This is a genomic window from Variovorax sp. GW822-FHT04A09, assembly GCF_058801005.1.
Genome location: NZ_JBXAMV010000004.1, coordinates 284040 through 309097, shown reverse-complemented (window position 1 = coordinate 309097; position 25058 = coordinate 284040). Strand labels below are relative to the sequence as shown.

Here is a 25058-nt window from a genome sequence, read left to right as displayed (position 1 = left end):
GGGGGCATTGCCCCCTCTTTGAATCACTATCGAAGGTGATTAAATTCCCTTAACCCCCAGCTGCAGCAGCAGCGGCAGCTGCAGCTGCTGCGCCTCCGGCTGCAGCGGCGCAGGTCTTCGGACGCAGCTTCTCGACAACGTTGGTGGTGCAAGCCCACGTACCCGCTGCACCAGCAGTCGTATCTGCACCACGAGTCCAAACAATAGTTTGGCCATTGATGGACGCGGTTCCAGCGATCGTGCACGTGATCGTCGAAGCGCCCGTAGTAGCGACATTCAAGGCAATCCCGCTGCAGCGGCTGGTCACGTTGCTCGACAGACCAGCTGCTTGAGCATTGGCTGCCGCATTGCCGGTCAGGTCCGCTGCTTGCGTAGTAGTAATGCCTTGGCTTGCCTTCTCTTCAATGTTGGTCTTAGCCGGGGTAATTTCGGCAAGCGCCGCCGTAACTTGCGAGCGAGCCGTGTAATCTTGATATGCAGGCAGCGCAATCGCCGCAAGAATACCAATGATCGCCACAACGATCATCAATTCGATCAGGGTGAAACCCTTTTGCACATTGCGTGCGATAGAACGACGGTTCATTCATTAACTCCAGGTTGGTTTGTAAAGCCCGGGAACCGGCCCGGAGCGGGGTAACTTCCGCAGCATCCGTGCCACCCGGTTTCCCACCCTGCAGCCCTCGATCAGGCCGCCTTTGGTCACAAGTTGGTTACATGATGTGACACAACTCGCACTCAGATGCCAATTGTGTCGACAAATTTGTCATGCCTGACCGGGCCCGGTCAGAAGGTCAGCACCCCATCCGCCTTGAGCCAGCGGATGTCCCGCTGCGCCAACCCTGCCACTTCCCGCCCCGCCAGCATCTCGATCTGGCTCATGATTTCCTCGGTCTCTGCCGGCTTGGTGTGGGTGATGTAGATCGGGTATTGCTTGCCCGGATCGATGTGCGCCAGCTCGTGCGCCAGCGCCACCGGCGACAGATGCAGGCTGCGTTCGGCCAATGCCTCTTCGCGGGAGCTGAAGGCGGTCTCGATGACCAGCATCGCCACGTCGATCGCGTTGATGCGCTCCCAGAACGGCGGGTTGCGTTCGGTGTCGCCGCTGAAGACCCAGTGGGCGCCGCCTTCCGCCCGGCGGATGGCGAAGCCGCAGGCCGGCACGGTGTGGACGGCCGGCAGCACCTCGATCAGCTTGGGGGCGTCGCTGCCCAACTCGAGGCGCTGCCCGACCGTGATCTCGTGAAAGCTCACGAACGGCGATTCGGGGCTGGGAATGCGTTCGAAATTCGGCCAGATGACGTTGTTGAACACATGCGCCCGCAGCGCGTCGATGGTGGCCGCCAGAGCATGCACGCGCAGGGGCCGGGTGCGGCGGCTGCCGACGGCGTCGAGCATCAGGGGCAGGGCGGCGATGTGGTCGAGGTGCGAGTGGGTGAGCACCACGTCGTCGATGGCGGCCATCTCGTCGAGGGTGAGGTCGCCGACGCCCGTGCCGGCGTCCACGAGCAGGTCCGCATCGACCAGGAACGAGGTGGTGCGGCAGTCCTTGGCGATGGCGCCCGAGCAACCCAGCACGCGAACCTGCATTGTGGAAGACCCCTTGTATGCGTCTGTCGTCATTTGGTGTCGAACCGGGTGGCGCCGTCCCAGTCCGGGTCTTGCGGGCGAAGCGCCATCGAGGCTAAACGCTGGGCGTAGAGCTGGTAAAGGACTTTTTTCGCATCCGCGGCGAGCAGGGGAGCCAGCAAGTTCCGGCCCAGCGCCCAATCCTGGCGGCGGTAGGCGGCGAGCACCTGGCTCCAGCGGTCGAGTTGCTGCCGTGTGTCCTGCGACTCGGCCGCAGCTTCCGGCACGAGCGGGGTGTAGATGGCAACGGCCTGGGCCTTGCCCTTGACGCGCACGCTGTCGAGTTCCTGCCAGACGAAGCCGGGCGCCGCCTCGCGGGTGGCGCCGCTGGCCACGATCTCGACCCCGTAGTGTCCGCTCAGGCCTTCCAGCCGCGACGCGAGATTGACCGCGTCGCCGACCACGGTATAGCTGCGGCGCGCGGTCGAGCCCATGTCGCCGACGCTCATGAGGCCGCTGTTCAGGCCGATGCCGGCGCTGATTTCGGGGCGGCCGTTGGCGCGGTGCTGGCGGTTGATGTCGTGCACGGCGGCCGCCATGTCGATCGCCGCCTGCACGGCAAGCGCGGCATGGCCGGGCGTGTCGATGGGCGCGCCCCAGAAGGCCATGACGCAGTCGCCCATGTATTTGTCGACGGTGCCGCGGTGCGCGCTGATCACCTCGGTCAGCCGGCTGAAGACGGTGTTCAGAAAGGCCTGCAGCTCGGCCGGCGCCATCTGCTCGGACAGCCGGGTGAAGTCGCGCATGTCGCAGAACATCACGGTCATTTCCTTGCTCTCGGCGCGCATGCTGTAGCGGCCGGGGCGCACGAGCATTTCGTCGACCAGCTGCGGCGGCACGTAGGTGCCGAAGAGCCGCACCAGCCCGCGCCGCGCGCGCGATTCGACGAAGTAGCCCCAGCTCATGTTGAGCGCGAAGGCCAGCGCCACCATGACGAGCGCCGACGCCAGCGGGAGCACGAGGCTGTGGCCGACGTAGAGCCAGGTGTTGAGGCCGACCAGCGCGGCGACCACGCCCGCGCCGAGCAGCACGGCGCGCGATGCGGACAGCAGCGACAGCCCGAACGCGAGCAGCAACCCCGCCGCCAGCACGGTCAGCACTTCATAACCCGGCGCGTAGTCGGGCACGGCCAGCAGGCGCCGGTCGAGCAGGCCCGAGACGATGTTGGCGTGCACTTCGACGCCCGGGAACGCGGCGCCGACCGGGGTGGCGCGCAGGTCCTGCAGGCCGGGCGCGGTGGCGCCGAGCAGCACGATCTTGTCCTTCAACTCGCCCGGCGCCAGTCGGCCCTCGAGGACGTCGGCAGCGGCCACGTAGCGGAACGATCCTGCGCGCGGCCCGCCGGGGCCGCGAAACGGCACCTGCAAGCTGGCACTCTGGTCGACCGGGATGCGCAGCGACCCCAGCACCAGCGCCTGCAGGCGCGGAAAGTTGCCGTCGCCGGCCACGAGCGCCGGCCGCACGGGCGGCGAACCGTTCGCCAGCCGGTACACCGCCAGCGCCAGCGACTCGTAGTGCCCGGGCGACGCATGCTCGCCTTCGTAGCGGGCGATGAGCGGCACGCTACGGATCACGCCGTCGTCGCTGCCGTCACCGACCAGGGTGTTCAGGAACCCCGCGACCGGCGCCGCGCGCCCCAGCACCGGCAGGCTGGCGCCGAAGCCGTTCCAGAGCGTGACGAAGGAAGCATGGGGCGGAAAGGCGTCGGGCGGCAGCACGGGCGTCGCCGGCAGCAGCCCCTTGGCGCTGGGCTGTTCGGTGCGGGTGAAGTAGTAGCCCAGCGCCACGGGCTGGCCGCGCAGGGCCTGGGCCAGTGTGGCGTCGTGGTCGAGGGTCGGCGCGAGCTGGTCGATCTCGGCGGCGAGGCCCGGCACGCCGCTCAATGGCCCGGCTGCGATCTCCTTCAGGCGCCCGAGGCCGGAGCTGCGGTCGGGCTCGAGAAACATCACGTCGAAGCCGAGCACGGCCACGTGCTGGCGGGCCAGCAGTTCCGTCGTGAGGCTGGCGATCTTGTCGCGCGGCCAGGGCCACTGGCCTTCGCGCGCCAGGCTGGCGTCGTCGACATCGACGATCACGACCCGCGTGTCGGGCGTGCCCGGCATGGTGGCGCGCAGGCGGGCGTCGTAGATCAGGTGATCCAGGTGCTCGATCACGCCCAGCCGCCAGGCGCCGGTGGCATGGAGCAGCGCCAGCAGCACCGGCAGCAGCGTGATGGCGATGCGCGGCCAGTGCCGCCGCAATGCGCTCATGGCTGGTCAGCCTTGGACAACAAATGCCTGTCGGCGAAAAAACGGGGGGCGGAGCGGGGCGCCGGAAGCGGCTCAGATCCGGACGAACTGCATGCGCGAGGCGCCGCCGAGTTCGAGCACGTCGCCTTCCTGCAGCGCGACGGCCTCGGCGCCCAGTGGGGCGCCGTTGAGTGTGACGCTGCCGACGACGGTGGCCGCCACGTAGCCCTGGCGGCGGCGGGTGACGACGGCCACGGCGACGCCGGGCTTGCCGATGGTGGTGACCACCTTCTGCAGCGGGACGTCCTGGCCTTCGTTGGCGCCCGAGAGCACGCGCAGCACGGGCACGCCCAGCTCGACCAGTGCGCCCGATTCGGTGGGCGCCGACGAGAGCGGCATCGGCGCCGAATACTCGGAGAGCGAGGCCCGCACGGAGCCGGGGCCGGCCATGAGGTTGCTGTGCGAACGGAAATGGATGCGGCAGCCGCCGACCTCGATGACGTCGTTGTCCTGGAGCGCCTGCTTCTGGACGGCCAGCGCATTGACGTAGGTGCCGTTGGTGCTGTTGAGATCTTCAATTTCGACTTCGCCGCCGCTCATGTGCAGCACGGCATGCTCGCCGCTGACGGCGAGATTGTCGATCACGATGTCGTTGTAGGCGCGCCGGCCCAACGTCGTGCGGTTCTTGGCGAGCGCCACTTGGCCGATGACGACGCCATCGACCGAAATGATCATCTTCGGCATGGCCGATTACTCCCCGTTTGCAAAGATCCAGCACCGTCAGGCGGCGCAAACGGTCCGCCGCCTGGGTTGGCTGCTACATGGCCCCGCGGGTCGCTTCGCTGACGCCCGCCTTGGCCAGAACAACTGAAATGTTATCCCGTCCGCCATTGTCGTTTGAAATTGCAACCAAAAGTGAAGCCATCTCCTTCAGCCCCAGATCACGGCTCAAAAGCGTGAAAAGCTGCGCATCCGGCACCATCTCGCTGAGCCCGTCGGAGCACAGCATGTACAGGTCGCCCGGCCTGGCGCTGTGCTCGTGCATCTCCAGCAACACCTGGGCTTCCACGCCCACGGCCCGCGTCACGAGGTTGCGGGTGGGGGAGTTCAGGGCTTCTTCGGGCGTGATGGCGCCCGCGTCGAGCTGCTGCTGGCGCAGCGAATGGTCGCGCGTGAGCTGCTCCAGCTTGTTGTTGCGCAGGCGGTAGCAGCGCGAATCGCCGATGTGGCCGACCACCACGCGCTGCGGACGGAACGCCGCCAGCACCAGGGTCGTGCCCATGCCCCGCAGTTCTTCGTGGGTGATGCCCGCCTGGAGGATGGCGCCGTTGGCCTCGTCGGTGGCCGCCTGCAGCGCACGCCGGACCACGCGGGCCGGCGCCTGCATGCCGGCCTGGGCGAACCAGCGTCCGAAGCTCGCGTGCATCAGCGAAATGGCCATGGCACTGGCCACCTCGCCGCCCTTGTAGCCGCCCATGCCGTCGGCCAGCAGCGCCAGGCCGAGGGCCGGGTCGACGTGCACCGCGTCTTCGTTGTGGGCGCGCAGGCGTCCGACATCGGTCAGCGCCGCAAACTCCCAGCTCAGCGCCGGTCGACTGGAGAAAAGGGAAACGCCAACACCTGCCATCGTTTGTCAGCGCTCGCTTTTTGAAGGGATCAGTGCGCAGCAGCGCGTGCGCGCCGTTGCAGGAAGCGGCCCAGGGCCACGACGAGCACCGCGCCGGCGATCGCGCCCACGTAGTGCATCCAGGGGTTGGCCGCCAGCGCCTCGTGCAGCGACACGTCGCTCACGATGGTCTCGCCGCCGACCCAGCCGATCAGCGCGGCACCCAGCATGACGATGATCGGGAAGCGTTCCATGAGCTTGATCATGAGCGTGCTGCCGAAAATCACCAAGGGGATGCTGATGGCCAGACCCAACACCAGCAGCACCATGCTGCCTTGCGCGGCGGCCGCCACGGCGATCACGTTGTCCAGGCTCATCACCAGGTCGGCCAGCAGGATGGTCCGCACGGCCGCGAACATGCTGCCGTATTCCTTGGACTCGCCGTCGCCTTCGTCTTCCTCGCTGAGCAGCTGCAGGCCGATCCACAGCAGCAGGGCGCCGCCGATGATCTGCAGGTAGGGCAGCGCCAACAGCTTGGCCGCCACCACCGTCAGCACGATGCGCAGCACGACGGCCGCGCCCGAGCCGAACAGCACGGCTTTTTTCTGTTGCGCGGGCGGCAGCGATCGCGCCGCCATGGCGATCACGACGGCGTTGTCGCCCGAGAGGATGATGTTGATCCAGACGATCTTGATCAGACCGATCCAGAAGTCCGTGCTTTGAAGAAGTTCCATGTCTCTGATTCCACTGTGTTGTAGTTAAAAAAGCGCCCGCAACTCAATGCGGGCGCTTTTTCATTTCTGCGTGGTAATGCGAGCGGCGGGAATGCCGCCAGCGGTGGGTGTGCTTTTTACAGCTTGCCCTTGAGCAGCTTGGCCAGCTCCGAGAAGTTGCGCGTCACGGTGAAGCCGCACTCTTCCATGATGGCGAGCTTGGCTTCGGCCGTGTCGGCACCGCCCGAGATCAGCGCGCCGGCGTGGCCCATGCGCTTGCCGGGAGGGGCGGTGACACCGGCGATGAAGCCGACGACCGGCTTCTTCATGTTGTCCTTGCACCAGCGGGCTGCGTCAGCCTCGTCGGGGCCGCCGATTTCGCCGATCATGATGACGGCGTCGGTGTCCGGATCGTCATTGAAGGCCTTCATCACGTCGATGTGCTTCAGGCCGTTGATCGGGTCGCCGCCGATGCCGACTGCCGACGATTGGCCCAGGCCGATTTCCGTCAGTTGAGCCACGGCTTCGTACGTCAGCGTGCCCGAGCGCGAGACCACGCCGATGCGGCCCTTGCGGTGGATGTGGCCGGGCATGATGCCGATCTTGATTTCGTCGGGCGTGATCAGGCCGGGGCAGTTCGGGCCCAGCAGCAGGGTCTTCTTGCCGCCGGCCGCTTCCTTGGCCTTCATCTTGTTGCGCACTTCGAGCATGTCGCGAACCGGGATGCCTTCGGTGATGCAGATCGCCATGTCCAGGTCGGCTTCGACAGCTTCCCAGATGGCGGCCGCGGCACCTGCCGGCGGCACGTAGATCACCGACACGGTGGCGCCGGTCTGCGTGGCGGCTTCCTTCACCGAACCGAAGATCGGGATGTTGAAGATCGACTCGCCGGCCTTCTTCGGGTTCACGCCGGCCACGAAGGCGTTCTTGCCGTTCGCGTATTCCTGGCACTTCTCGGTGTGGAACTGGCCGGTCTTGCCGGTGATGCCTTGCGTGATGACTTTGGTGTCTTTGTTGATGTAGATCGACATGACTTGTTCCTTAGGCCTTCTTGACTGCTGCCACGACCTTCTGGGCCGCGTCCGCCATGGTGTCGGCGCTGATGATCGGCAGGCCCGACTCGGCCAGCAGCTTCTTGCCTTCGACTTCGTTGGTGCCCTTCATGCGCACGACCAGCGGCACTTGCAGGTTCACGGCCTTGCAGGCTGCGATCACGCCGGTGGCGATGGTGTCGCACTTCATGATGCCGCCGAAGATGTTCACGAGGATGGCTTCCACGTTCTTGTTCTTCAGCATGATCTTGAAGGCTTCGGTGACCTTCTCGGGGGTGGCACCGCCGCCCACGTCCAGGAAGTTGGCCGGCTCGCCGCCGAACAGCTTGATGGTGTCCATGGTGGCCATGGCCAGGCCGGCACCGTTCACCAGGCAGCCGATGTTGCCGTCCAGCGAGATGTAGGCGAGGTCGAACTTCGAGGCTTCGACTTCGGCCGCGTCTTCTTCGTCCAGGTCGCGCAGGGCCACGATTTCGGGGTGGCGGAACAGCGCGTTGCTGTCGAAGTTGAACTTGGCGTCCAGCGCCATGACGTTGCCCTTGCTGTCACGGTTGAGCGGGTTGATCTCGACCAGCGAGGCGTCCGTCTCCATGTAGCAGGTGTAGAGCTTCTTCAGGATGTCGACCGTTTGCGCGGTCGAATCGGCCGGCATGCCGATGCCGTCGGCGATTTCCTTGGCTTGCGCGTCGGTCAGGCCGTCCTTCGGGTCGGCGTAGACCGTGATGATCTTCTCGGGGGTGGAATGGGCCACTTCCTCGATGTCCATGCCGCCTTCGCTCGAAGCGATGAACGCGATCTTCTGCGTCGCGCGGTCGGTCACGGCCGAAATGTAGTATTCCTTGTTGATGTCGGCGCCGTCTTCGATGTAGAGGCGACGCACCTTCTGGCCTTCAGGGCCGGTCTGGTGGGTCTTGAGCTGCATGCCGAGGATCTCGCCAGCCAGCTTCTTGACGTCTTCGATCGACTTGGCGACCTTGACGCCGCCGCCCTTGCCGCGGCCACCCGCGTGAATCTGGGCCTTGACGACCCAGACCGGGCCTCCAAGCTTCTGGGCGGCCTCGACCGCCTCCTGAACCGTATAGGCCGGGATGCCGCGCGGCACCGGCACGCCGAACTTGGCAAGGATTTCCTTGCCTTGGTACTCGTGAATCTTCATGAGGGATGTCTCTCGGAAGGAGGAGGTTGAGAACGGGAGATCGGGAGTGAGACTGTTGTTTCTGCTCTGTTGTTCGCGGGCGACGGCAGCCTGACGGCTGGGGGCGGCGAACAACCGCGGACTGTATCATGGTGCGCCGCACCAATACTTGATGCGCGGTTGCGGTCAATACGTACTTTCTTCTAGCCACTCTACGCATACTCCGATATGGCCAAGGTTTTCATCGACGGCGAAGCCGGCACCACCGGCCTGCAAATTCGCGAGCGGCTGCAAACGATGCCGCAAATCGAGCTCGTGAGCATCGCGCCCGAGCTGCGCAAGGACGTGGCCGCCAAGCGCGAGCTGATGGCCGGCGTCGACCTCGTGGTGCTGTGCCTGCACGACGACGCGGCGCGCGAGTCGGTCGCGCTGATCGACCAGCTCCCGGGCAAGAAGCCCAAGATCATCGACGCCTCGACCGCCCACCGCATCGCGCCGGGCTGGGTCTTCGGCTTCCCCGAGCTCGTCGAAGGCCACTGGCAGGCCGTGGCCCAGGCCGACCGCGTCGGCAACCCCGGCTGCTACGCCACCGGCGCCATCGCCATGGTGCGCCCGCTGGTCGACGCGGGCCTGCTGCCGGCCGATTTCCCGGTGTCGCTGCCTTCGGTGAGCGGCTACTCCGGCGGCGGCCGCACGATGATCGAGGACTACGAGGGCGGCAAGGCGCCGCTGTTCGAGACCTACGCGCTGGGCCTGAAGCACAAGCACATCCCCGAAATCATGACCTACACCGGCCTCACGCGCCGCCCGGTCTTCATTCCGTCGGTGGGCAATTTCAAGCAGGGCATGCTGGTGCAGTTGCCGCTGCACCTGGACCTGCTGCCCGGCAAGCCCAAGGCCGGCGACCTGCAGGACGCCCTGGCCGCGCACTACGCCCGGAGCAACACGCCCGAGCAGTTCGTGAAGGTGCTGCCGCCGACCGACGACGGCAAGCTCGACGCGCTCGCGCTCAACGACACCAACCAGCTGGAGATCCGCGTGTTCCCGAACGAGGACCACCGCCACGCCGTGGTGATCGCGCGCCTGGACAACCTGGGCAAGGGCGCCAGCGGCGCCGCGGTGCAGAACCTCAAGCTGATGCTGGCGCTCTGAGCCACTTCAAGCGCTGACAGACAAAAAAGGCCGGCCCGCAAGGACCGGCCTTTTTTGCTTTCAGTCGGCCCGCATCGTGCCCGTGTCGCGGTAGCGCACGTGCCACGAAAACGCCTCTTCGAGCCGGTGCGGCGTGTGGCCGCCGCAGGTCGCCACAGCACGCGTGTAGTAATCCTGCAGCATCGCGCGGTACGGCTCGGCCGCGCAGTTGGCGATGATCGCCGCCGCCCGCTCGCGCGGCGCCAGCCCGCGCAGGTCGGCCAGGCCCACCTCAGTGACCAGGATGTCGACGTCCTGCGGCGCATGGTCCACGTGCGACACCATCGGCACGATGCTCGACACCGCGCCCTGCTTGGCGACCGACTTGGTCGCGAAGATCGACAGGTAGGCGTTGCGCGCGAAGTCGCCCGAGCCGCCGATGCCGTTCATCATGTGCGTGCCCAGCACGTGGGTCGAATTGACGTTGCCGTAGATGTCGGCCTCCAGCGCCGTGTTCAGCGCAATGATGCCCAGGCGCCGGATGATCTCCGGATGGTTGCTCACCTCCTGCGGCCGCAGCACCAGCCGGTCCTTGTAGCGGTCGAGGTCGCCGAACACCTGCCGCGCCTTCGCGGGCGACAGCGTGATCGACGAGCCCGAGGCGAAGTCCAGCTTGCCGGCGTCGAAGAGGTCGAAGGTCGAGTCCTGCAGCACCTCCGAGTACATCGTGAGGTGCTCGAACGGCCCCGCGCCCAGCCCCGACATCACTGCGTTGGCGACCGTGCCGATGCCCGCCTGCAGCGGCAGCAGCCGCTCGGTAAGCCGGCCCTGCGCCACTTCGCGCTCGAAGAAGGCCACCAGGTGCGCCGCGATGGCCGCGGTTTCGGCGTCCGCCGGCAATACCGTGGAGGTGCTGTCGGCCTTGTCGGTGATGACGATGCCCAGGATCTTCTCGGGCGGGATCTCGATGGCGCTGGTGCCGATGCGGTCGTGCGGCGCCACCAGCGGCATCGGCTCGCGCTGCGGGCGGTGCTTGGGAATGAAGATGTCGTGCAGGCCTTCGAGCGCGGTCGACTGCGAGGTGTTGATCTCGACGATCACCTTGTCGGCCAGGATCGCGAAGCTCGCGCTGTTGCCGATCGAGGTGCTCGGCACCAGCGCGCCGGTCTCGGTGATGGCCACGGCCTCGATGATCGCGATGTCGATCGGCGGGATCTGCCGCGTGCGCAGCATCTCGACCGTTTCCGACAGGTGGTGGTCGATGAACATCACCTCGCCGCGGTTGATCGCCTGGCGCAGCACGGTGTCGACCTGGAACGGCATGCGCCGACTGATGGCGCCGGCCTCGGTCAGCTGGCGGTCCACGTCGCCGCCGAGCGAAGCGCCGGTCATGAGCGTGATCTTCATCGGCTCGCGGCGTGCGCGGGCTGCGAGTGCCAGCGGCACGGCCTTGGCGTCGCCGGCGCGCGTGAACCCGCTCATGCCGACCACCATGCCGTCGCGAATCCATTCGGCGGCGGCCTCGGCGGTGGTGATCCTGCTGCGCAGGGCGGGCAGGCGGATGCGGTCTTCGTGCGGCATGGGGGACAAAACGTCTTTCTTTCGTCAGGCAGGGAAAAGAAAAGCCGGCACCGCGCGCGCGGCGGGTGTCAGCGCAGGAAGTAGTCGACCGGCACCAGCGGCGCCGGCGCCGGAGCGCCCACCGACTGGCACAGGTCGATCTCGAGCGTGCGGCACAGGGCCTCGAGCGGCAGGTCGTTCGACTCGGTGCCGAAGGGCTCCTCGATCTCGTCGCCGAGCGCGTCCAGGCCGAAGAAGGTGTAGGCCACGATCAGCACCACCACCGGCGTCATGAACCCGACCGAGTCCACCAGCCCGAAGGGCAGAAGGTAGCAGTACAGGTACGCCGTGCGGTGCAGCAGCAGCGTGTACGAAAAGGGAATGGGCGTGCTGAGGATGCGCTCGCACGATGCAGCCGCCGCGCTCAGCGCCGACAGCGTGCCGTCGACGCCCGCCGCCAGCGCCGGGTCGATGCGTCGCGCGCGCAGCGCTTCGCGCAGGTCAGCGCCCATGTGCATCAGCAGCGCATGCGGCCGGTTGGCGACCTGCGTGAGGCCCTGCCATTCCGCTTCGCACAGGAAGGGCCGGGTGTCGGCGGCGGCGTCGGTGCCGCGCAGCTGGTGGCGCAGCGCATGGGCGAAGGCCGCGGCGCGCAAGGTCATGCGCACGCGCAGGTCGTCCAGGCGGCGGACGGTGTCGGCGCCGGCGTTCACCGGCGCATCGCCGTCGATGAGGCTCTGGCACTGACGCGCCAGGTTGCGCGAACGCAGGATCACCTCGCCCCAGAGCTTGCGCGCCTCCCAGAAGCGGTCGTAGGCCGCGGTGTTGCGAAAGCCCAGGAAGATCGCCAGCGGCAGGCCGAGCAGCGCGAAGGGCACGGTGCCGAGCGGGATCTTGATCGAGCCGAAGCGCCCGTGCAGCACCGTGACGACGATGGCCACGATCACGTTGAGCGTCAGCGCCGCAGCGATGCGCGGCAGGACGGAGCCCCGCCAGGACAGAAACAGCTTGAGCCCGGACGGGCGTTTCCGGACGATCATGAAAGCGGGGGGCAGGGGAGACAGGCAGGCATGGAGGCCGCGCACACCGCAAGGCCCGCGCGGGCGCTGATTGTCGCCGAGGCGTCAGCGCGAGGGCGGCGGGCCACCCCAAGACCGACGAAGACGGTCGGGCTCAGCGCACGAGCCACAGCCCCACGCCCAGCAGGACGGCCTGCGCGGCCAGCGCGATGTAGAAGAGCTTGCGCGAGGGCGTCGCCATCTCCTGCAGCACCTCGTGGATGCGGCGCGTGAGCAGGGCGCGCAGGGCCGGGTCTTCGCCCGTCGCCGGTGTCGTCGCACCGTGCGCGGCACGTTCCTGCTGCCACTCGGCCAGCATGTCGCTCAGGGGCAGGCGGCCCAGCACGAAGCCGACCACCGCGCGCACGGCCCGGCCTTCGCCGAGCACCGGTGCGAGCTGCTGGCACAGGGCGTCGGGCGACAGCCAGTCGGCCACGCGCTGCAAGCCGCCGTGGGTGCGCGGCATGGCTTCGATGCGGCCCGCGATGGCGTCGCCCAGCCGCTGCGACACGGCCTCGCCGCGCGCCGCGACCAGGTGCTGCATCGCGCGGGCGCGGCCCCGCTGCACGCCGAGCAGGAAGTACACGCCGACGAACAGCGACAGCAGCACGGCCACCAGCAGCGGCGGCGACATGAGCAGCGCCAGGATGGCGCCCGCGCCACCGGCCCGCGCCGCCGGGATGCCCGGACCCTGCAGCTGGCTCAGGTAGTAGAAGAACACGCCGCCGCCGAGGAACAGGCCGATCAGCGCGCCCTTGATGGCCGAGCCGGCGAAGGCGAAGCCGGCCTTGGCGCCGGTGCGAACGAGGGACTGCGGGTGGGCGGGTGGCGACGACATGAAGGGTTCCTCCGGTTTTTCTGGAAAGCCGCCTCCTGGGAGGCCGGTCGCTGGCGATCATGCCACCGCCTTCCCGCACCATAATCGCGCGACACAACAACGAGGAGGATCGTCATGGGAACCGTCAAGTTTCAGAAACCGACCGGCGCATTCGTCGCCGCATCCTGGGCCGCGCTGATCATCGGCGCCATCGTGTACCTGCTCGGGCTGTGGAATGCCGCGATGCAGCTCAACGAGAAGGGCTACTACTTCACCATCCTCATGTACGGCCTGTTCTCGGCCGTGTCGCTGCAAAAGACGGTGCGCGACCGGCTCGAGGGCATCTCGGTCACCGGCATCTACTTCGGCCTGTGCTGGGTCTCGCTGCTGCTGTCGGTGGGCCTGCTGGCCGTGGGCCTGTTCAACGCCTCGCTGGCCGCGAGCGAGAAGGGCTTCTACGCCATGGCCTTCCTGCTGAGCCTGTTCGGCGCGGTGGCGGTGCAGAAGAACGTGCGCGACATCGCCGCGTACAAGGCCGAGAACCCGCTGGCCGACGACGTCACGGCCACCGAGTAAGCCAGGCCGGGCTCAGCCCGCCTCGAGCAGGCGGCGCAGGGCCTGCAGGTCGCGCGCGATCCATCCGGCGTCGCGCGCAAAGGCCGCATCGTCCATGTGCGGCTGGCGCAGCAGCGTGAACTGCAGCTCGCACACGCCGGGCGCCACGCCGATCACGCGAAACGGCAGGTAGACCTCGGGCACGCCTTCGGGCGCCACCCAGTGGTCGAGCACGCCCAGGTCGTTGGGCGCCGCAAAGCGCATGCGGGCCTCGCCGCTTTCGGGCGTGCGCACGATCCAGTGGTCGCCGTGCGGCACCAGCGCGCTTTTCGCGAGACCGCTGGCCCAGTCGGGCAGCCGCTTCGGGTCGGACGCGAGCGCATAGGCGTCGCGCCATTCGCACTGCACGCGCTGCGTGATGACGCGGGACAGGGCCGCGTCGCCTTCATTCGCCGTTGGGGTCGTCGCTTGGGTCATCGAAGTCGCTCCTGAGCACCTTGGACACGACGGCGCCCGAGAAACCGCGCGCCATCAGGAATCGCATCTGTTTCGCGCGCTCCTTCGCATCGGCGGGTGGCGCGTCGAAGCGGCGGCGCCACAGGGCCGTGGCGCGCTCGACTTCGGTCCCCTGCAAGCCGGCCACCGCCTGCGCGATGGCTTCGGGCGCGATGCCCTTGGCCTGCAGCTCCTGCTTCACGCGCAGCGCGCCCGAGCGGGCGGCGCGCTGGTGCAGCACCGAGGCCACGACGCGCGGCTCGCTGATGAAATCCTTGGCGACCAGCTCGTCGAGCGCCTTCGCCAGCGTGCCGGGCTCTTCCTCGTGCCTGGCCAGCTTGCGCTCCAGCTCCGCGCGCGAATGCTCGCGCTGGCTCAGGAGGCGCAGGGCGCGGCCTTTGAGGGAGGGGGCGCTGAAGGCCATTCGGGGGTGGTGGGTCGCTCAGGCGGCCCACGCAACACGCGAAGGCCGCTTCGTCTCACTTACTCCGCCGCCTTGTCGGCCTTCGATGCCTTGGCGGGCTTCTCGGCCTTCTCGGGTTCGCTGCCGGCGTCGGCCGCGAGCAGCGGAATGCCCAGCGATTCGCGCACCTTGTTCTCGATCTCGCGCGACAGGTCGGGGTTCTCGCGCAGGAATTCGCGGGCGTTGTCACGGCCCTGGCCGATCTTCTCGCCGTTGTAGGCGTACCAGGCGCCCGACTTGTCGATGATCTTGGCGTTCACGCCCATGTCGATGATCTCGCCCTCGCGGCTGATGCCTTCGCCGAACAGGATGTCGAACTCGGCCGTCTTGAACGGCGGGCTGACCTTGTTCTTCACCACCTTCACCTTGGTTTCGTTGCCGATGGCCTCGTCGCCCTTCTTGATGGTGCCGATGCGGCGGATGTCCAGGCGCACCGAGGCGTAGAACTTCAGCGCATTGCCGCCGGTGGTGGTTTCGGGCGAGCCGAACATCACGCCGATCTTCATGCGGATCTGGTTGATGAAGATGACCATGCAGTTGGTCTTCTTGATCGTGGCCGTGAGCTTGCGCAGCGCCTGGCTCATCAGGCGGGCCTGCAGGCCGGGCAGCGAGTCGCCCATTTCGCCTTCGATTTCGGCCTTGGGCGTGAGCGCGGCGACCGAGTCGACCACGATCAGGTCGACGGCGCCCGAGCGCACCAGCGAATCGACGATCTCGAGCGCCTGCTCGCCGGTGTCCGGCTGGCTGATCAGCAGGTCGGACAGGTTCACGCCGAGCTTCTGGGCGTACTGCACGTCGAGCGCGTGCTCGGCGTCGACGAAGGCGCAGGTGCCGGCCTGCTTCTGCATGGAGGCGATCACCTGCAGCGTGAGCGTGGTCTTGCCCGAGGATTCCGGGCCGTAGATTTCAACGACGCGGCCACGCGGCAGGCCGCCGACGCCCAGGGCGATGTCCAGGCCCAGCGAGCCGGTGGAGACCACCTGGATGTCTTCGAGCGCCTCGCCTTCGCCCAGGCGCATGATCGTGCCCTTGCCGAACTGCTTTTCGATCTGGGCCAGCGCGGCTTGCAGGGCCTTGGCCTTTTCACTGTTGGCGACCGAGATGCTTGCGCCCTTGACGACTGCGTCCATGTGGAAATCTCCTTGAATATCAACGGTTTGTGTCGGGATTCATCCATCTGCTTTTAACCACAGGCTGGATGCTTGAACAGTAGTGTAGGGGCTCATGGCGTTTCGCAAACCCACTTTAAAGTCAGTTTGCCTTACCATCTGAGGCCATGGCCGACCCCGCCTTTCCCACCGATCCCGACGCCTGGCGCCAGACCCATCTGGGCCGCCTGCTGGGCCATGCGATGCGCCGTTTCGACGAGCGCGTGCTGGCGCTCATGGCGCACGACATCGACGTGCCGCTGGCGCTGTCCAACCTCGCGGCGCGCGCGCAGGTGAGCGCGGCGCACATCCACATCACGCGGCACCTGGCGCGCGAGGGCTCGCGCCTGACCGAGCTGGCCGAGCGCGCCGGCATGACCAAGCAGGCCATGGGCACGCTGGTCGACCAGTGCGAGGCCTGGGGGCTGGTCACACGCGGGCCCGACCCGCTCGATGCGCGCGCGCGGCGCGTGCTGTTCACGGCCGACGGGCTGGCCTGGCTGGACGCCTTCCGCCGCGCCGTGACGCAGACCGAGCGCGAGTTCCGCGCCAGCGTGGGCGACGAGATCGCCACCGTGGTAACCATCGGACTCGAAGCCTATACAGCGGGCTAGACTCGCGTTGAGACAAATGTGAACTGCGCCGGCATGGCGCCTGAATCCGCCGGAGGTGGCTCATGCGAATACTGATTGCCGAAGACGACCAGGTGCTGGCCGATGCCCTGCTGCGCAGCCTGCGCACCTCGGGCGCGGCGGTCGATCATGTGGCCAACGGCTCGCAGGCCGACACCGCGCTCATGACCCACAGCGAGTTCGACCTGCTGATCCTCGACCTCGGGCTGCCCAGCCTGCACGGCATCGAGATCCTCAAGCGCCTGCGCGCGCGCGGCTCGCAGCTGCCGGTGCTGGTGCTCACGGCGGCCGACAGCGTGGAAGAGCGCGTGAAGGGCCTGGACCACGGCGCCGACGACTACATGGCCAAGCCCTTCAGCCTGCAGGAGCTCGAGGCGCGCGTGCGCGCCCTCACGCGGCGCGGCATGGGCGCCACCAGCAACGCGATCCGCCACGGCCCGCTGGTCTACGACCAGGCCGGCCGCGTGGCGACCATCGACGGCAAGATGATCGAGCTGTCGGCGCGCGAACTGGGCCTGCTCGAGGTGCTGCTGCAGCGCGCCGGCCGGCTGGTCAGCAAGGACCAGCTGGTGGACCGGCTGTGCGAATGGGGCGAAGAGGTGAGCATCAACGCCATCGAGGTCTACATCCACCGCCTGCGCAAGAAGATCGAGAAGGGACCGGTGCGCATCGCGACGGTGCGCGGGCTGGGCTACTGCCTCGAGAAGATTCCCGGTTGAGCGTGCCCCGCCCGCGCGAAATGCCGTCAGGGCTGCTTGCGCAGATTGACGAGCAGCGTGGCGCCGGTGTTCGAACGGATCAGGAACATGAGGCTGCGGAAGTAGCCATTGCTGTCGTACACGCCCGCCGGTACCAGCCCGATGATGGCTGGCCCGGCATAGCTGCCGGTGGCGGCGGGGGTGAGCTTGCAGTCGTTGGTGCTGGCCGTGGCGGCATTCACGGCCTTCAGCGTGAGGCTGTACATGTTCTTGGCCGAGCCGGGCTGCGCCAGGGCGACAGTGCCCGAGAGCGTGCACTGGCCGATCTGCACGCCGCTCGTGCTGCCAGTGAACACGCCCTGGCCATCGACCTGCACCGTCACGCCCAGGCTCGGGCTGCTGTCGGTGTTGGACCACGTGCCGGTCATGCTCGCCTGCGACACCGCCAGCGCGTTCTCGATCGTGTAGGCCAGCGGGCCGACATCGGACGGCCTGCGGTTGTCGTAGGCGTAGGTGCCATCCACCGACTTCTTCGGCGTGAAGGTGCCCGAGCCCGTCACCGGATATGCGTTGGGCGGAACATACAACTCGGTGTCCGGGTTGAACGACCAGTCGAGCCCCGTGACCTTCAGCGAACCCCACATCGTGCCCCCGAGGAAGCTGCCTGCCAACGAACCGTTGGTGCCGACGAAGGCAATGCCTCGCACGCCCGCGTAGATGCCTTCGCTGTCATTGCCCACCGCGGCGGTGGAGCCGGGCTGCGGCGCACTCAGCGAGGGCGACGGCTCGGAGCCCGGCACAGCGGCACGGTTCTCGGCCGGTGCGGGCGCGGGCGCCGGGGCTGGGGAGGGCGCAGGGGCGGGCGCCGGAACCGGTGCGATCGGCAGCATCGGCATGCCACCGCCGCCTCCACCACCTCCACCGCCGCATGCGGTGACGCCCACGCTGGCGGCCAACACGGTCGCGGCCATCCAGAGCGGCTTGGGGCAGCCGCCCACGGTCTTTTGCTTCATGATTTCTCCCTGATGTTTTTGAATTGCAGAAACTGCACGTCAAGACTACAACCAGTCACACCTTGTCAATGAAACGTCACACCTGCGAATCGCAGTACTAGTTCACGCTCGCCCGCGTTCTTTCGTCTTGCCAGGAACTCCCTTGAAGCTCTTCCAGCGCGCCCAGCGCTCCCTGTTCGGCGAGATCCTCGACTGGATGCTCACGCCGCTGCTGCTGCTCGTGCCGGTGAGCATCGGCGTGACCTGGCTGGTGGCGCAGGGCATCGCCAACGCGCCCTTCGACCGCGCGCTGGAGCACAACGTGAAGGTGCTGGCCGAGCTGGTCACGGTGAAGCAGGGGCAGACGCACTTCGTGCTGTCGCAATCGGCGCGCGAGATCCTGCGTGCCGACGACGCCGGCCACATCTACTACCAGCTGCTCGACGGCCACGGCACGCTGCTGCACGGCGAGCGCGACCTGCCGCAGCCCAACGTGGACGACCCGCCCGGCACCAACGTGGTCCTGCTGCACAACAGCACGGTGCACGGCCAGCCGGTGCGCGTGGCCTCGCTGTGGATTCCCAGCGGCAGCGAAGAAGTACCGCCCTCGCTGCTGCAGCTGGCCGAGACGCGCGAGAAGCAGGCGGTGCTCGCCACCGAGATCATCAAGGGCGTGCTGCTGCCGCAGTTCGCGATCCTGCCGCTGGCGGTGCTGCTGATCTGGCTGGCGCTGGTGCGCGGCATCAAGCCGCTGTCGGTGGTCGAGGCGCGCATCCGCGAGCGCCGCCCGGGCGACCTGAGCCCGCTCGACGAGTCCTCGGTGCCGCTCGAGGTGGTGCCGCTGGTGTCGTCGGTGAACGAGCTGCTCGACAAGCTCAACGACTCCATCTTCACGCAGAAGCGCTTCCTGGCCGACGCCGCCCACCAGCTGAAGACGCCGCTCGCAGGCCTGCGCATGCAGGCCGACCTGGCGCAGCGCGAGGGCGCCAACGCCGACGAGCTCAAGCAGTCGCTCAAGCAGATCGGCCGCGCCAGCGTGCGCGCCACCCACACCGTGAACCAGTTGCTGTCGCTGGCACGCGCCGAGGGCACCAGCGCCATGACGCACTGCCAGCCCTGCGACCTCGCGCGACTGACCATCGAGGTGGTGCGCGAGGCCGTGCCGCGCGCCATCGAGAAGCGCATCGACCTGGGCTACGACGGCGTCCAGGCCGGCGCGCCCGGCGTGATGGTCGACGGCAACCCGACGCTGCTGAAAGAGCTGGTGCGCAACCTGGTCGACAACGCGCTCAACTACACGCCCTCGACGCCCGAGCGCCCCGGCGTGGTCACGGCGCGCGTGCTGGCCGACCCCTTCGGCCATGTGCAGCTGGTGCAGGTGGAAGACAACGGCCCCGGCATCGCCGAGGCCGACCGCGAGCTGGTGTTCGAGCCCTTCTACCGCGTGCTCGGCAACGAGGCCGACGGCTCCGGGCTGGGCCTGCCGATCGTGCGCGAGATCGCCAACCAGCACCGCGCGCGGGTCAAGCTCGAGGACGCACATCCCGGCAAGCACCCGCCGGGCGCGCTCTTCACCGTGCGCTTCGAGGAGGCTCCGTCGGAATGAATCCGCTCGACACGCTGCGCCAACGCTTCCTGGAGATCCGCCTCGACACCGACGTGTCGGACATGTTCGACTTCGGCGCCGATCTGCTGGAACAGGATTCAGCCGAGGCGCTCGCCTTCCACTACACGCTGCTGCACGACACCGGCATGGACAGCGAGCTCTACGACTGGCTCTGCCGCAAGTTCGGCGAGCGCGGCGACGAAGCCGAAGACCACCTGCTCGCGCAGTTCGACCGCGAGCCCGACCCGGCCATGCAGGCCACGGTGCTGCAGCTGCTCGGCGGCTTCAAGTACCGAAAGGGCCGCCGGCTGAAAGAGACCGCGGCCCTCGCGCGCGCCGCGCTCGCGTCGCCGCACGACGAGCTGCGCTGCAAGGGGCTGTGGGTGATCGGCTGGCTCGGCGGCACGACCGACATCGCCAAGGTCGTGCCGCTGCTCGCGCACGACGCCGTCGCCGCAAACCGCCGATGGGCCGCGAGCGCGCTGATGCAGATCGTGTTCAACCGCCGCAGCGCTGCGCCCAAGGCGCTCGAGCCCTTGCGCCAGGCGCTCGACACCGAGACCGATCCGGCCGTGCTGGGCGGCATCCTGGTCGCGGTGCAGGAAATCGCGGGCAAGAAGTTCGGCCTGAACTCGAGCTCGCACGAGCCGCCGTCCGAAGAAAAACTGCAGGCCGCGCTGGCCAAGGCGCGGCGCATGTTCGCGCGCGCTGCTGCGGCCTGATTCGGGTCAGGGCGCGGGCGTTCCCGAAGGCTTGGCTTCCTTGCGGATCTGCACCCACTCGGGGTGGATCTGCCGCGCCATGCGCTGCGGCTCGCGCTCGTCGAGCGCCGCCGGAGCGAGCCCGAAGCCGGCCAGGTCGCCGCGCGTCCACAGCCAGTAGCCCGCGTTGGCGGCGAGCAGGGCGATGAGGACCAGACGCAACTTCATGCCCTCGCTCAGAAAGACATGCCGCGCGGGCGCACGCTCACTTCGTCGCTCGAGATCAGTTGCAGGCCGGCGTCGGTGCGCACCTGCAGCTCGCCGCCCCAGGCCACGCCTTCGCACAGGCCGGCGGTGCCGTCGCTGAGCGTCACCTCGCGCCCGCGCAGCACGTCGCGCGCCGCAAAGCGCTCGGCAAAAGGCGCGAAGCCGTTCGCCTCGAAGGCGAGCACGCTGCGCACCAGCGGCTCGGCCAGCGACAGCAGCACCTCGGGCGCGGACGCGTCGGGCTGCCACTGGCGCAGCCAGGCCGGCGGCGTGCGCATGCCGTCGCCCTCGCGCGGGCCGATGTTGATGCCGATGCCCACCACGAGGTAGCGCGCGGCGTCGGGCCGGGCCGTCTGCGGCATCGCGGTTTCGATGAGGATGCCGACCAGCTTGCGGTCGTTCACCCAGATGTCGTTGGGCCACTTGAGGCCGACCTGATGCGCGCCCGTCGGATCGAGGCTTTCGGCCACGCTCACGCCCACGGCGAGCGACAGGCCCGACCAGTCGGCCGGCGCCAGCGGCATGCCGAGCGAAAAGGTGAGGGAGGCGGGCGCCTCGGGCTGCTGCGCGCTCTGCCAGGGGCGGCCGAGACGACCGCGCCCGGCCGTCTGGCGCTCGGCCACGAGCAGCACGGGGTCGGTGCGGCCGGCGCGCGCGCGGCGCATCAGCTCGGTGTTGGTGGAATCGATTTCGGCCACGGCCTCGACCGCGAAGCCGGGCAGCAGCGGCGCGACCGTCGCGGCGATCCGGTCTTCGAACCAGGCGCTGGCCGGCGTCGTGCCCATCGTCAGTCTCCGGCGGCGGCCGGGGCGTCGCCCTTGGACTTCTTCTTGCCGTCGGCCTTTTTCTTGTCGGCCTTCTTGTCCGATTTCTTCTTCTCGGCTTTCTTTTCAGCCTTCTTCGCTTCCTTGGCCTCGGCCTTCTTTTTCTCGGCTTTTTTCTTGGCCTTCTTCTTTTTCTTCTTGTCTTTTTCTTCGTCCTCGTCCTTGGGCGTCAGCAGCGTGCCGCGGCACATCTCGGAGCCGCACCAGCACGGGAACTCGGACAGCAGCTTCTCGGTGTACGGCTCGTCGATGATCAGGCCGTAGTCGTAATTGAGTTCCTCGCCGGCGGCGATGTTTCTCAGGGCCTTGATATAAACGCGCCCATCGACTTCGTCGGCCTCGCAGTTCGGCTCGCACGAGTGATTGATCCAGCGCGCGTCGTTGCCCTTCACATTGCCATCGATCACGCGACCGTCGTCGATGTGGAAGTAGAAGGTGTGGTTCGGCTGGGTCGGGTCGTGCGGGTGGCGGCGCAGCGCCTCTTTCCAGCTGATGACCTCGCCCTTGTATTCGATCAGCGTTTCACCTTCGGCCAGGTCCTGCAGGGCGAACACGCCGTTGCCATGGACGTCCGAGCGGCGCATCTGGATGCGCCGGCCGCCGGAGCGCGTGGCGGCGGACCGTGCCTCCGGCTCGGTCACGGGGGCGGCTTCCTTGTCGCGGCCGGCGGAAAGTGGGGATTTGGAAGGCATCGCCGAAGTCTGTTAGGTTGAATATGCACACATGCGTGTGCGCGCGTGCGCACGCGGAAGCCGCAGAGTATAGAGAGCCCTCAGATGACAAAGACTTTGGTAATCGCAGAAAAGCCGTCGGTGGCCCAGGACATCGTCCGGGCCCTCACGCCGGTGGCCGGCAAGTTCGACAAACATGACGAGCATTTCGAGAACGACACCTACGTCGTGACCAGCGCCGTGGGCCACCTGGTCGAGATCCAGGCCCCGGAGGAATTCGACGTCAAGCGCGGCAAGTGGAGCTTCGCCAACCTGCCGGTGATCCCGCCGCACTTCGACCTCAAGCCGGTCGACAAGACCAAGACGCGCCTGAACGCCGTGGTCAAGCAGGCCAAGCGCAAGGACGTGACGCAGCTCATCAACGCCTGCGACGCGGGCCGCGAGGGCGAGCTGATCTTCCGCCTCATCGAGCAGTACGCCGGCGGCAAGAGCCCGCTGGGCAAGCCGGTGAAGCGGCTGTGGCTGCAGTCGATGACGCCGCAGGCGATCCGCGACGGCTTCGACGCGCTGCGCACCGAAAAGCAGATGCAGGGCCTGGCCGACGCCGCGCGTTCGCGCTCCGAGGCCGACTGGCTGGTGGGCATCAACGGCACGCGCGCCATGACCGCATTCAATTCGCGCGACGGCGGCTTCTTCCTCACGACCGTGGGCCGCGTGCAGACGCCCACGCTGTCGGTGGTGGTGGAGCGCGAGGAGCAGATCCGCAAGTTCGTTTCGCGCGAGTACTGGGAAATCCACGGCAGCTTCGCGGCCGAGGCCGGCCAGTACCCGGGCAAGTGGTTCAACCCCGACTGGAAGAAAGCCAACGCGCCGCTGCTGGCCAACGGCGAACCCGATGCCGAGCAGCGCGCCGACCGCGTGTGGAGCGAGCAGGAAGCCCGCGCCATCGCCGACGCCTCGCGCGGCAAGCCCGCCACCGTCACCGAAGAGAGCAAGCCCACCACGCAGGCCTCGCCCGCGCTGTTCGACCTGACCTCGCTGCAGCGCGAGGCCAACGGCCGCTTCGGCTTCAGTGCCAAGACCACGCTCGCGCTGGCTCAGAGCCTGTACGAACGCCACAAGGCGCTGACCTACCCGCGTACCGATTCGCGCGCGCTGCCGGAAGACTATCTGCCGGTGGTCAAGCAGACCATGGAGATGCTCGCCGGCAGCGGCATGAAGCACCTGGCGCCGTTCGCGCAGCAGGCGGTCGACGGCAACTACGTCAAGCCCAACAAGCGCATCTTCGACAACGCCAAGGTGTCGGATCACTTCGCCATCATCCCGACGCTGCAGGCCCCGAGCGGGCTGAGCGAGGCCGAGCAGAAGCTCTATGACTTCGTGGTGCGCCGCTTCCTGTCGGTGTTCTTCCCGAGCGCCGAGCACCAGGTGACCACGCGCATCAGCACGGTCGAGCAGGGCGGCAAGAAGTACCCGTTCCGCACCGACGGCAAGGTGCTGGTCAAGCCGGGCTGGCTCGCCATCTACGGCAAGGAAGCCCAGGACGACGAGAAGGAAGACGACAAGGACGGCAAGCGCCTCGTGCCGGTGAAGCCGGGCGAGATCGTGCAGAACGAGTCGGCCGACCTCAAGGGCCTGAAGACGCGCCCGCCCGCACGCTATTCGGAAGCCACGCTGCTGGGCGCCATGGAAGGCGCCGGCAAGACCATCGACGACGACGAGCTGCGCGAGGCCATGCAGGAGAAGGGCCTGGGCACGCCAGCCACGCGCGCGGCCACCATCGAAGGGCTGATCGCCGAGAAGTACATGCTGCGCGAAGGCCGCGAGCTCATCCCGACCGCCAAGGCCTTCCAGCTCATGACACTGCTGCGCGGCCTGGGCGTGGAAGAACTCTCCAAGGCCGAGCTCACGGGCGAGTGGGAATACAAGCTCGCGCAGATGGAAAAGGGCGCCCTGAGCCGCGACGCCTTCATGCGCGAGATCGCCGAGATGACGGAGCACATCGTCAAGAAGGCCAAGGAGTACGACCGCGACACCGTGCCGGGCGACTACGCCACGCTCGCCACGCCCTGCCCGAACTGCGGCGGTGTGGTGAAGGAAAACTACCGCCGCTACGGCTGCACCGGCAAGAGCGGCACGGGCGAGGACGCCTGCGGCTTCTCGTTCGGCAAGTCGCCGGCCGGGCGCACCTTCGAGGTGGCCGAGGCCGAGCAGCTGCTGGCCAACAAGCACATCGGCCCGCTCGAGGGCTTCCGCTCCAAGGCGGGCTGGCCCTTCACCGCCGAGATCATCCTCAAGTACGACGGGGAAGAAGCCAAGAACTGGAAGCTCGAGTTCGACTTCGGCGACGACAAGAACGAAGACAGCGGCGAGATCGTCGACTTCAGCCAGCAGGACACCGTGGGCCCGTGCCCGGTCTGCGGCGCGCCGGTGTTCGATCACGGCAGCAACTACGTCTGCGAGAAGTCGGTGCCGACGAACGAGCAGCCGACCCCCAGCTGCACCTTCAAGACCGGCAAGATCATCCTGCAGCAGCCGGTCGAGCGCGACCAGATGGAGAAGCTGCTCGCCACCGGCAAGACCGACCTGCTCGACAAGTTCGTGTCGATGCGCACGCGCCGCGCCTTCAAGGCCTTCCTCACGTGGAACGCCGAAGAAGGCAAGGTGACCTTCGAATTCGCACCGCGCGAAGGCGGCAGCAAGTTCCCGCCGCGCAAGACCTTCGGCAAGCCGGCCGCGAAGACCGCGGCAGCCAAGAAGGTCGCGGCGAAGAAGACGCCCGCCGCCAAGAAGGCACCGGCCGAGAAGAAGGCGGCCAAGCCGCGCAAGCCGGGCGCGGGCCTCAAGCCCAGCGACTCGCTGGCCGCGGTGATCGGCGCCGAACCGGTGGCGCGCACCGAGGTCATCAAGAAGCTGTGGGACTACATCAAGGCCAACGGCCTGCAGGACGCGACCAACAAGCGCGCGATCAACGCCGACGCCAAGCTCAAGCCGGTGTTCGGCAAGGACCAGGTGACGATGTTCGAACTCGCGGGCATCGTGGGCAAGCACCTCTCGGCGCCCGACGCGGCCTGACGACG

At 67.6% G+C, this 25058-nt stretch carries 25 protein-coding genes; 7 read left to right on the top strand and 18 right to left on the bottom strand.

Annotated features, from left to right (window positions below):
• Positions 1–49: 49 nt before the first annotated feature.
• The 8 genes from AC1RLW_RS21555 to sucC form a co-directional block, all read right to left on the bottom strand.
• On the bottom strand, positions 50–583 hold the full coding sequence (locus tag AC1RLW_RS21555) for a pilin (RefSeq protein WP_493194977.1): 534 nt from the start codon (positions 581–583) through the stop codon (positions 50–52).
• Positions 584–783: 200 nt separating this feature from the next.
• The gene (locus AC1RLW_RS21550) at positions 784–1587 is read right to left on the bottom strand and encodes a 3',5'-cyclic-nucleotide phosphodiesterase (protein ID WP_492730208.1); all 804 of its coding nucleotides are present in this window, start codon (positions 1585–1587) and stop codon (positions 784–786) included.
• Between the two features lie 29 nt (positions 1588–1616).
• Positions 1617–3875 carry a CHASE2 domain-containing protein gene (locus tag AC1RLW_RS21545; protein ID WP_493194975.1) on the bottom strand — a complete coding sequence of 753 codons (2259 nt, stop codon included), beginning with the start codon at positions 3873–3875 and terminating at the stop codon, positions 1617–1619.
• A 72-nt stretch (positions 3876–3947) separates the two neighbouring features.
• A complete protein-coding gene (locus tag AC1RLW_RS21540; protein WP_095747310.1) occupies positions 3948–4598 on the bottom strand; it encodes an FHA domain-containing protein in 651 nt (216 codons plus the stop codon).
• 73 nt (positions 4599–4671) lie between these two features.
• A complete protein-coding gene (locus AC1RLW_RS21535; RefSeq protein WP_070063289.1) occupies positions 4672–5481 on the bottom strand; it encodes a Stp1/IreP family PP2C-type Ser/Thr phosphatase in 810 nt (269 codons plus the stop codon).
• 29 nt (positions 5482–5510) lie between these two features.
• Positions 5511–6194, bottom strand: coding sequence for a TerC family protein (locus AC1RLW_RS21530; protein WP_062475329.1), 684 nt, complete (start codon positions 6192–6194; stop codon positions 5511–5513).
• A 116-nt stretch (positions 6195–6310) separates the two neighbouring features.
• On the bottom strand, positions 6311–7204 hold the full coding sequence (sucD, locus tag AC1RLW_RS21525) for a succinate--CoA ligase subunit alpha (RefSeq protein WP_056575184.1): 894 nt from the start codon (positions 7202–7204) through the stop codon (positions 6311–6313).
• A 10-nt stretch (positions 7205–7214) separates the two neighbouring features.
• On the bottom strand, positions 7215–8381 hold the full coding sequence (gene sucC, locus AC1RLW_RS21520) for an ADP-forming succinate--CoA ligase subunit beta (protein WP_489060597.1): 1167 nt from the start codon (positions 8379–8381) through the stop codon (positions 7215–7217).
• A gap of 207 nt (positions 8382–8588) precedes the next feature.
• Between sucC and argC the strand changes: the two genes are divergently transcribed.
• Positions 8589–9512, top strand: a complete 924-nt coding sequence (gene argC / locus AC1RLW_RS21515; RefSeq protein ID WP_307582283.1) for an N-acetyl-gamma-glutamyl-phosphate reductase — start codon at positions 8589–8591, stop codon at positions 9510–9512.
• Between the two features lie 60 nt (positions 9513–9572).
• On the opposite strand, the gene scpC is transcribed toward argC, so the two are convergent.
• The 3 genes from scpC to AC1RLW_RS21500 all read right to left on the bottom strand — a co-directional run bounded on the left by scpC (position 9573) and on the right by AC1RLW_RS21500 (position 12947).
• A complete protein-coding gene (gene scpC / locus AC1RLW_RS21510) occupies positions 9573–11072 on the bottom strand; it encodes a succinyl-CoA:acetate CoA-transferase ScpC (protein WP_369645656.1) in 1500 nt (499 codons plus the stop codon).
• A gap of 68 nt (positions 11073–11140) precedes the next feature.
• Positions 11141–12091: a bestrophin family protein gene (locus tag AC1RLW_RS21505; RefSeq protein ID WP_062475335.1), complete on the bottom strand. Its 951-nt coding sequence runs from the start codon at positions 12089–12091 to the stop codon at positions 11141–11143.
• Positions 12092–12224: 133 nt separating this feature from the next.
• Positions 12225–12947: a hypothetical protein gene (locus AC1RLW_RS21500; protein ID WP_491513661.1), complete on the bottom strand. Its 723-nt coding sequence runs from the start codon at positions 12945–12947 to the stop codon at positions 12225–12227.
• Between the two features lie 114 nt (positions 12948–13061).
• On the opposite strand from AC1RLW_RS21500, the gene yiaA reads away from it, so the two are divergent.
• Positions 13062–13502 carry an inner membrane protein YiaA gene (gene yiaA, locus AC1RLW_RS21495; protein WP_062482786.1) on the top strand — a complete coding sequence of 147 codons (441 nt, stop codon included), beginning with the start codon at positions 13062–13064 and terminating at the stop codon, positions 13500–13502.
• 12 nt (positions 13503–13514) lie between these two features.
• Here the strand turns inward: yiaA and AC1RLW_RS21490 are convergent, their stop codons facing one another.
• The 3 genes from AC1RLW_RS21490 to recA are packed head-to-tail and all read right to left on the bottom strand — an operon-like array spanning position 13515 to position 15569.
• Positions 13515–13958 (bottom strand): polyketide cyclase, encoded by a 444-nt coding sequence (locus tag AC1RLW_RS21490; RefSeq protein WP_082818353.1) that lies wholly within the window; start codon positions 13956–13958, stop codon positions 13515–13517.
• Positions 13927–14400: a recombination regulator RecX gene (gene recX, locus AC1RLW_RS21485; protein ID WP_062482789.1), complete on the bottom strand. Its 474-nt coding sequence runs from the start codon at positions 14398–14400 to the stop codon at positions 13927–13929. The genes AC1RLW_RS21490 and recX overlap by 32 nt, the downstream gene beginning before the upstream one ends.
• Before the next feature lie 59 nt (positions 14401–14459).
• Positions 14460–15569, bottom strand: a complete 1110-nt coding sequence (recA, locus tag AC1RLW_RS21480) for a recombinase RecA (RefSeq protein WP_062482792.1) — start codon at positions 15567–15569, stop codon at positions 14460–14462.
• 146 nt (positions 15570–15715) lie between these two features.
• On the opposite strand from recA, the gene AC1RLW_RS21475 reads away from it, so the two are divergent.
• Positions 15716–16201, top strand: a complete 486-nt coding sequence (locus tag AC1RLW_RS21475) for a MarR family winged helix-turn-helix transcriptional regulator (protein WP_062482795.1) — start codon at positions 15716–15718, stop codon at positions 16199–16201.
• A gap of 62 nt (positions 16202–16263) precedes the next feature.
• Positions 16264–16938, top strand: coding sequence for a response regulator transcription factor (locus AC1RLW_RS21470; protein ID WP_056575150.1), 675 nt, complete (start codon positions 16264–16266; stop codon positions 16936–16938).
• A 26-nt stretch (positions 16939–16964) separates the two neighbouring features.
• Here the strand turns inward: AC1RLW_RS21470 and AC1RLW_RS21465 are convergent, their stop codons facing one another.
• Positions 16965–17930, bottom strand: a complete 966-nt coding sequence (locus AC1RLW_RS21465; RefSeq protein ID WP_487847660.1) for a hypothetical protein — start codon at positions 17928–17930, stop codon at positions 16965–16967.
• 142 nt (positions 17931–18072) lie between these two features.
• On the opposite strand from AC1RLW_RS21465, the gene AC1RLW_RS21460 reads away from it, so the two are divergent.
• Both AC1RLW_RS21460 and AC1RLW_RS21455 read left to right on the top strand, forming a co-directional pair.
• The gene (locus AC1RLW_RS21460; protein WP_062480377.1) at positions 18073–19515 is read left to right on the top strand and encodes a sensor histidine kinase; all 1443 of its coding nucleotides are present in this window, start codon (positions 18073–18075) and stop codon (positions 19513–19515) included.
• Positions 19512–20237, top strand: a complete 726-nt coding sequence (locus AC1RLW_RS21455) for a HEAT repeat domain-containing protein (protein WP_493194971.1) — start codon at positions 19512–19514, stop codon at positions 20235–20237. The genes AC1RLW_RS21460 and AC1RLW_RS21455 overlap by 4 nt, the downstream gene beginning before the upstream one ends.
• Positions 20238–20243: 6 nt before the next feature.
• Here AC1RLW_RS21455 and AC1RLW_RS21450 read toward each other — a convergent pair whose 3' ends face one another.
• Genes AC1RLW_RS21450 through AC1RLW_RS21440 form a run of 3 tightly spaced genes read right to left on the bottom strand, consistent with a single transcriptional unit; the run spans position 20244 to position 21999 of the window.
• Complete coding sequence (locus tag AC1RLW_RS21450; protein WP_159274165.1) at positions 20244–20444, bottom strand: sporulation protein; 201 nt, start codon at positions 20442–20444, stop codon at positions 20244–20246.
• Between the two features lie 8 nt (positions 20445–20452).
• On the bottom strand, positions 20453–21268 hold the full coding sequence (locus AC1RLW_RS21445) for a biotin--[acetyl-CoA-carboxylase] ligase (RefSeq protein WP_492698455.1): 816 nt from the start codon (positions 21266–21268) through the stop codon (positions 20453–20455).
• A 2-nt stretch (positions 21269–21270) separates the two neighbouring features.
• Positions 21271–21999, bottom strand: a complete 729-nt coding sequence (locus tag AC1RLW_RS21440) for an SET domain-containing protein (RefSeq protein WP_390347754.1) — start codon at positions 21997–21999, stop codon at positions 21271–21273.
• Positions 22000–22083: 84 nt separating this feature from the next.
• Here AC1RLW_RS21440 and AC1RLW_RS21435 point away from each other — a divergent pair, with 84 nt between their 5' ends.
• A complete protein-coding gene (locus tag AC1RLW_RS21435; RefSeq protein ID WP_307695268.1) occupies positions 22084–25053 on the top strand; it encodes a DNA topoisomerase III in 2970 nt (989 codons plus the stop codon).
• Positions 25054–25058 lie beyond the last annotated feature (5 nt).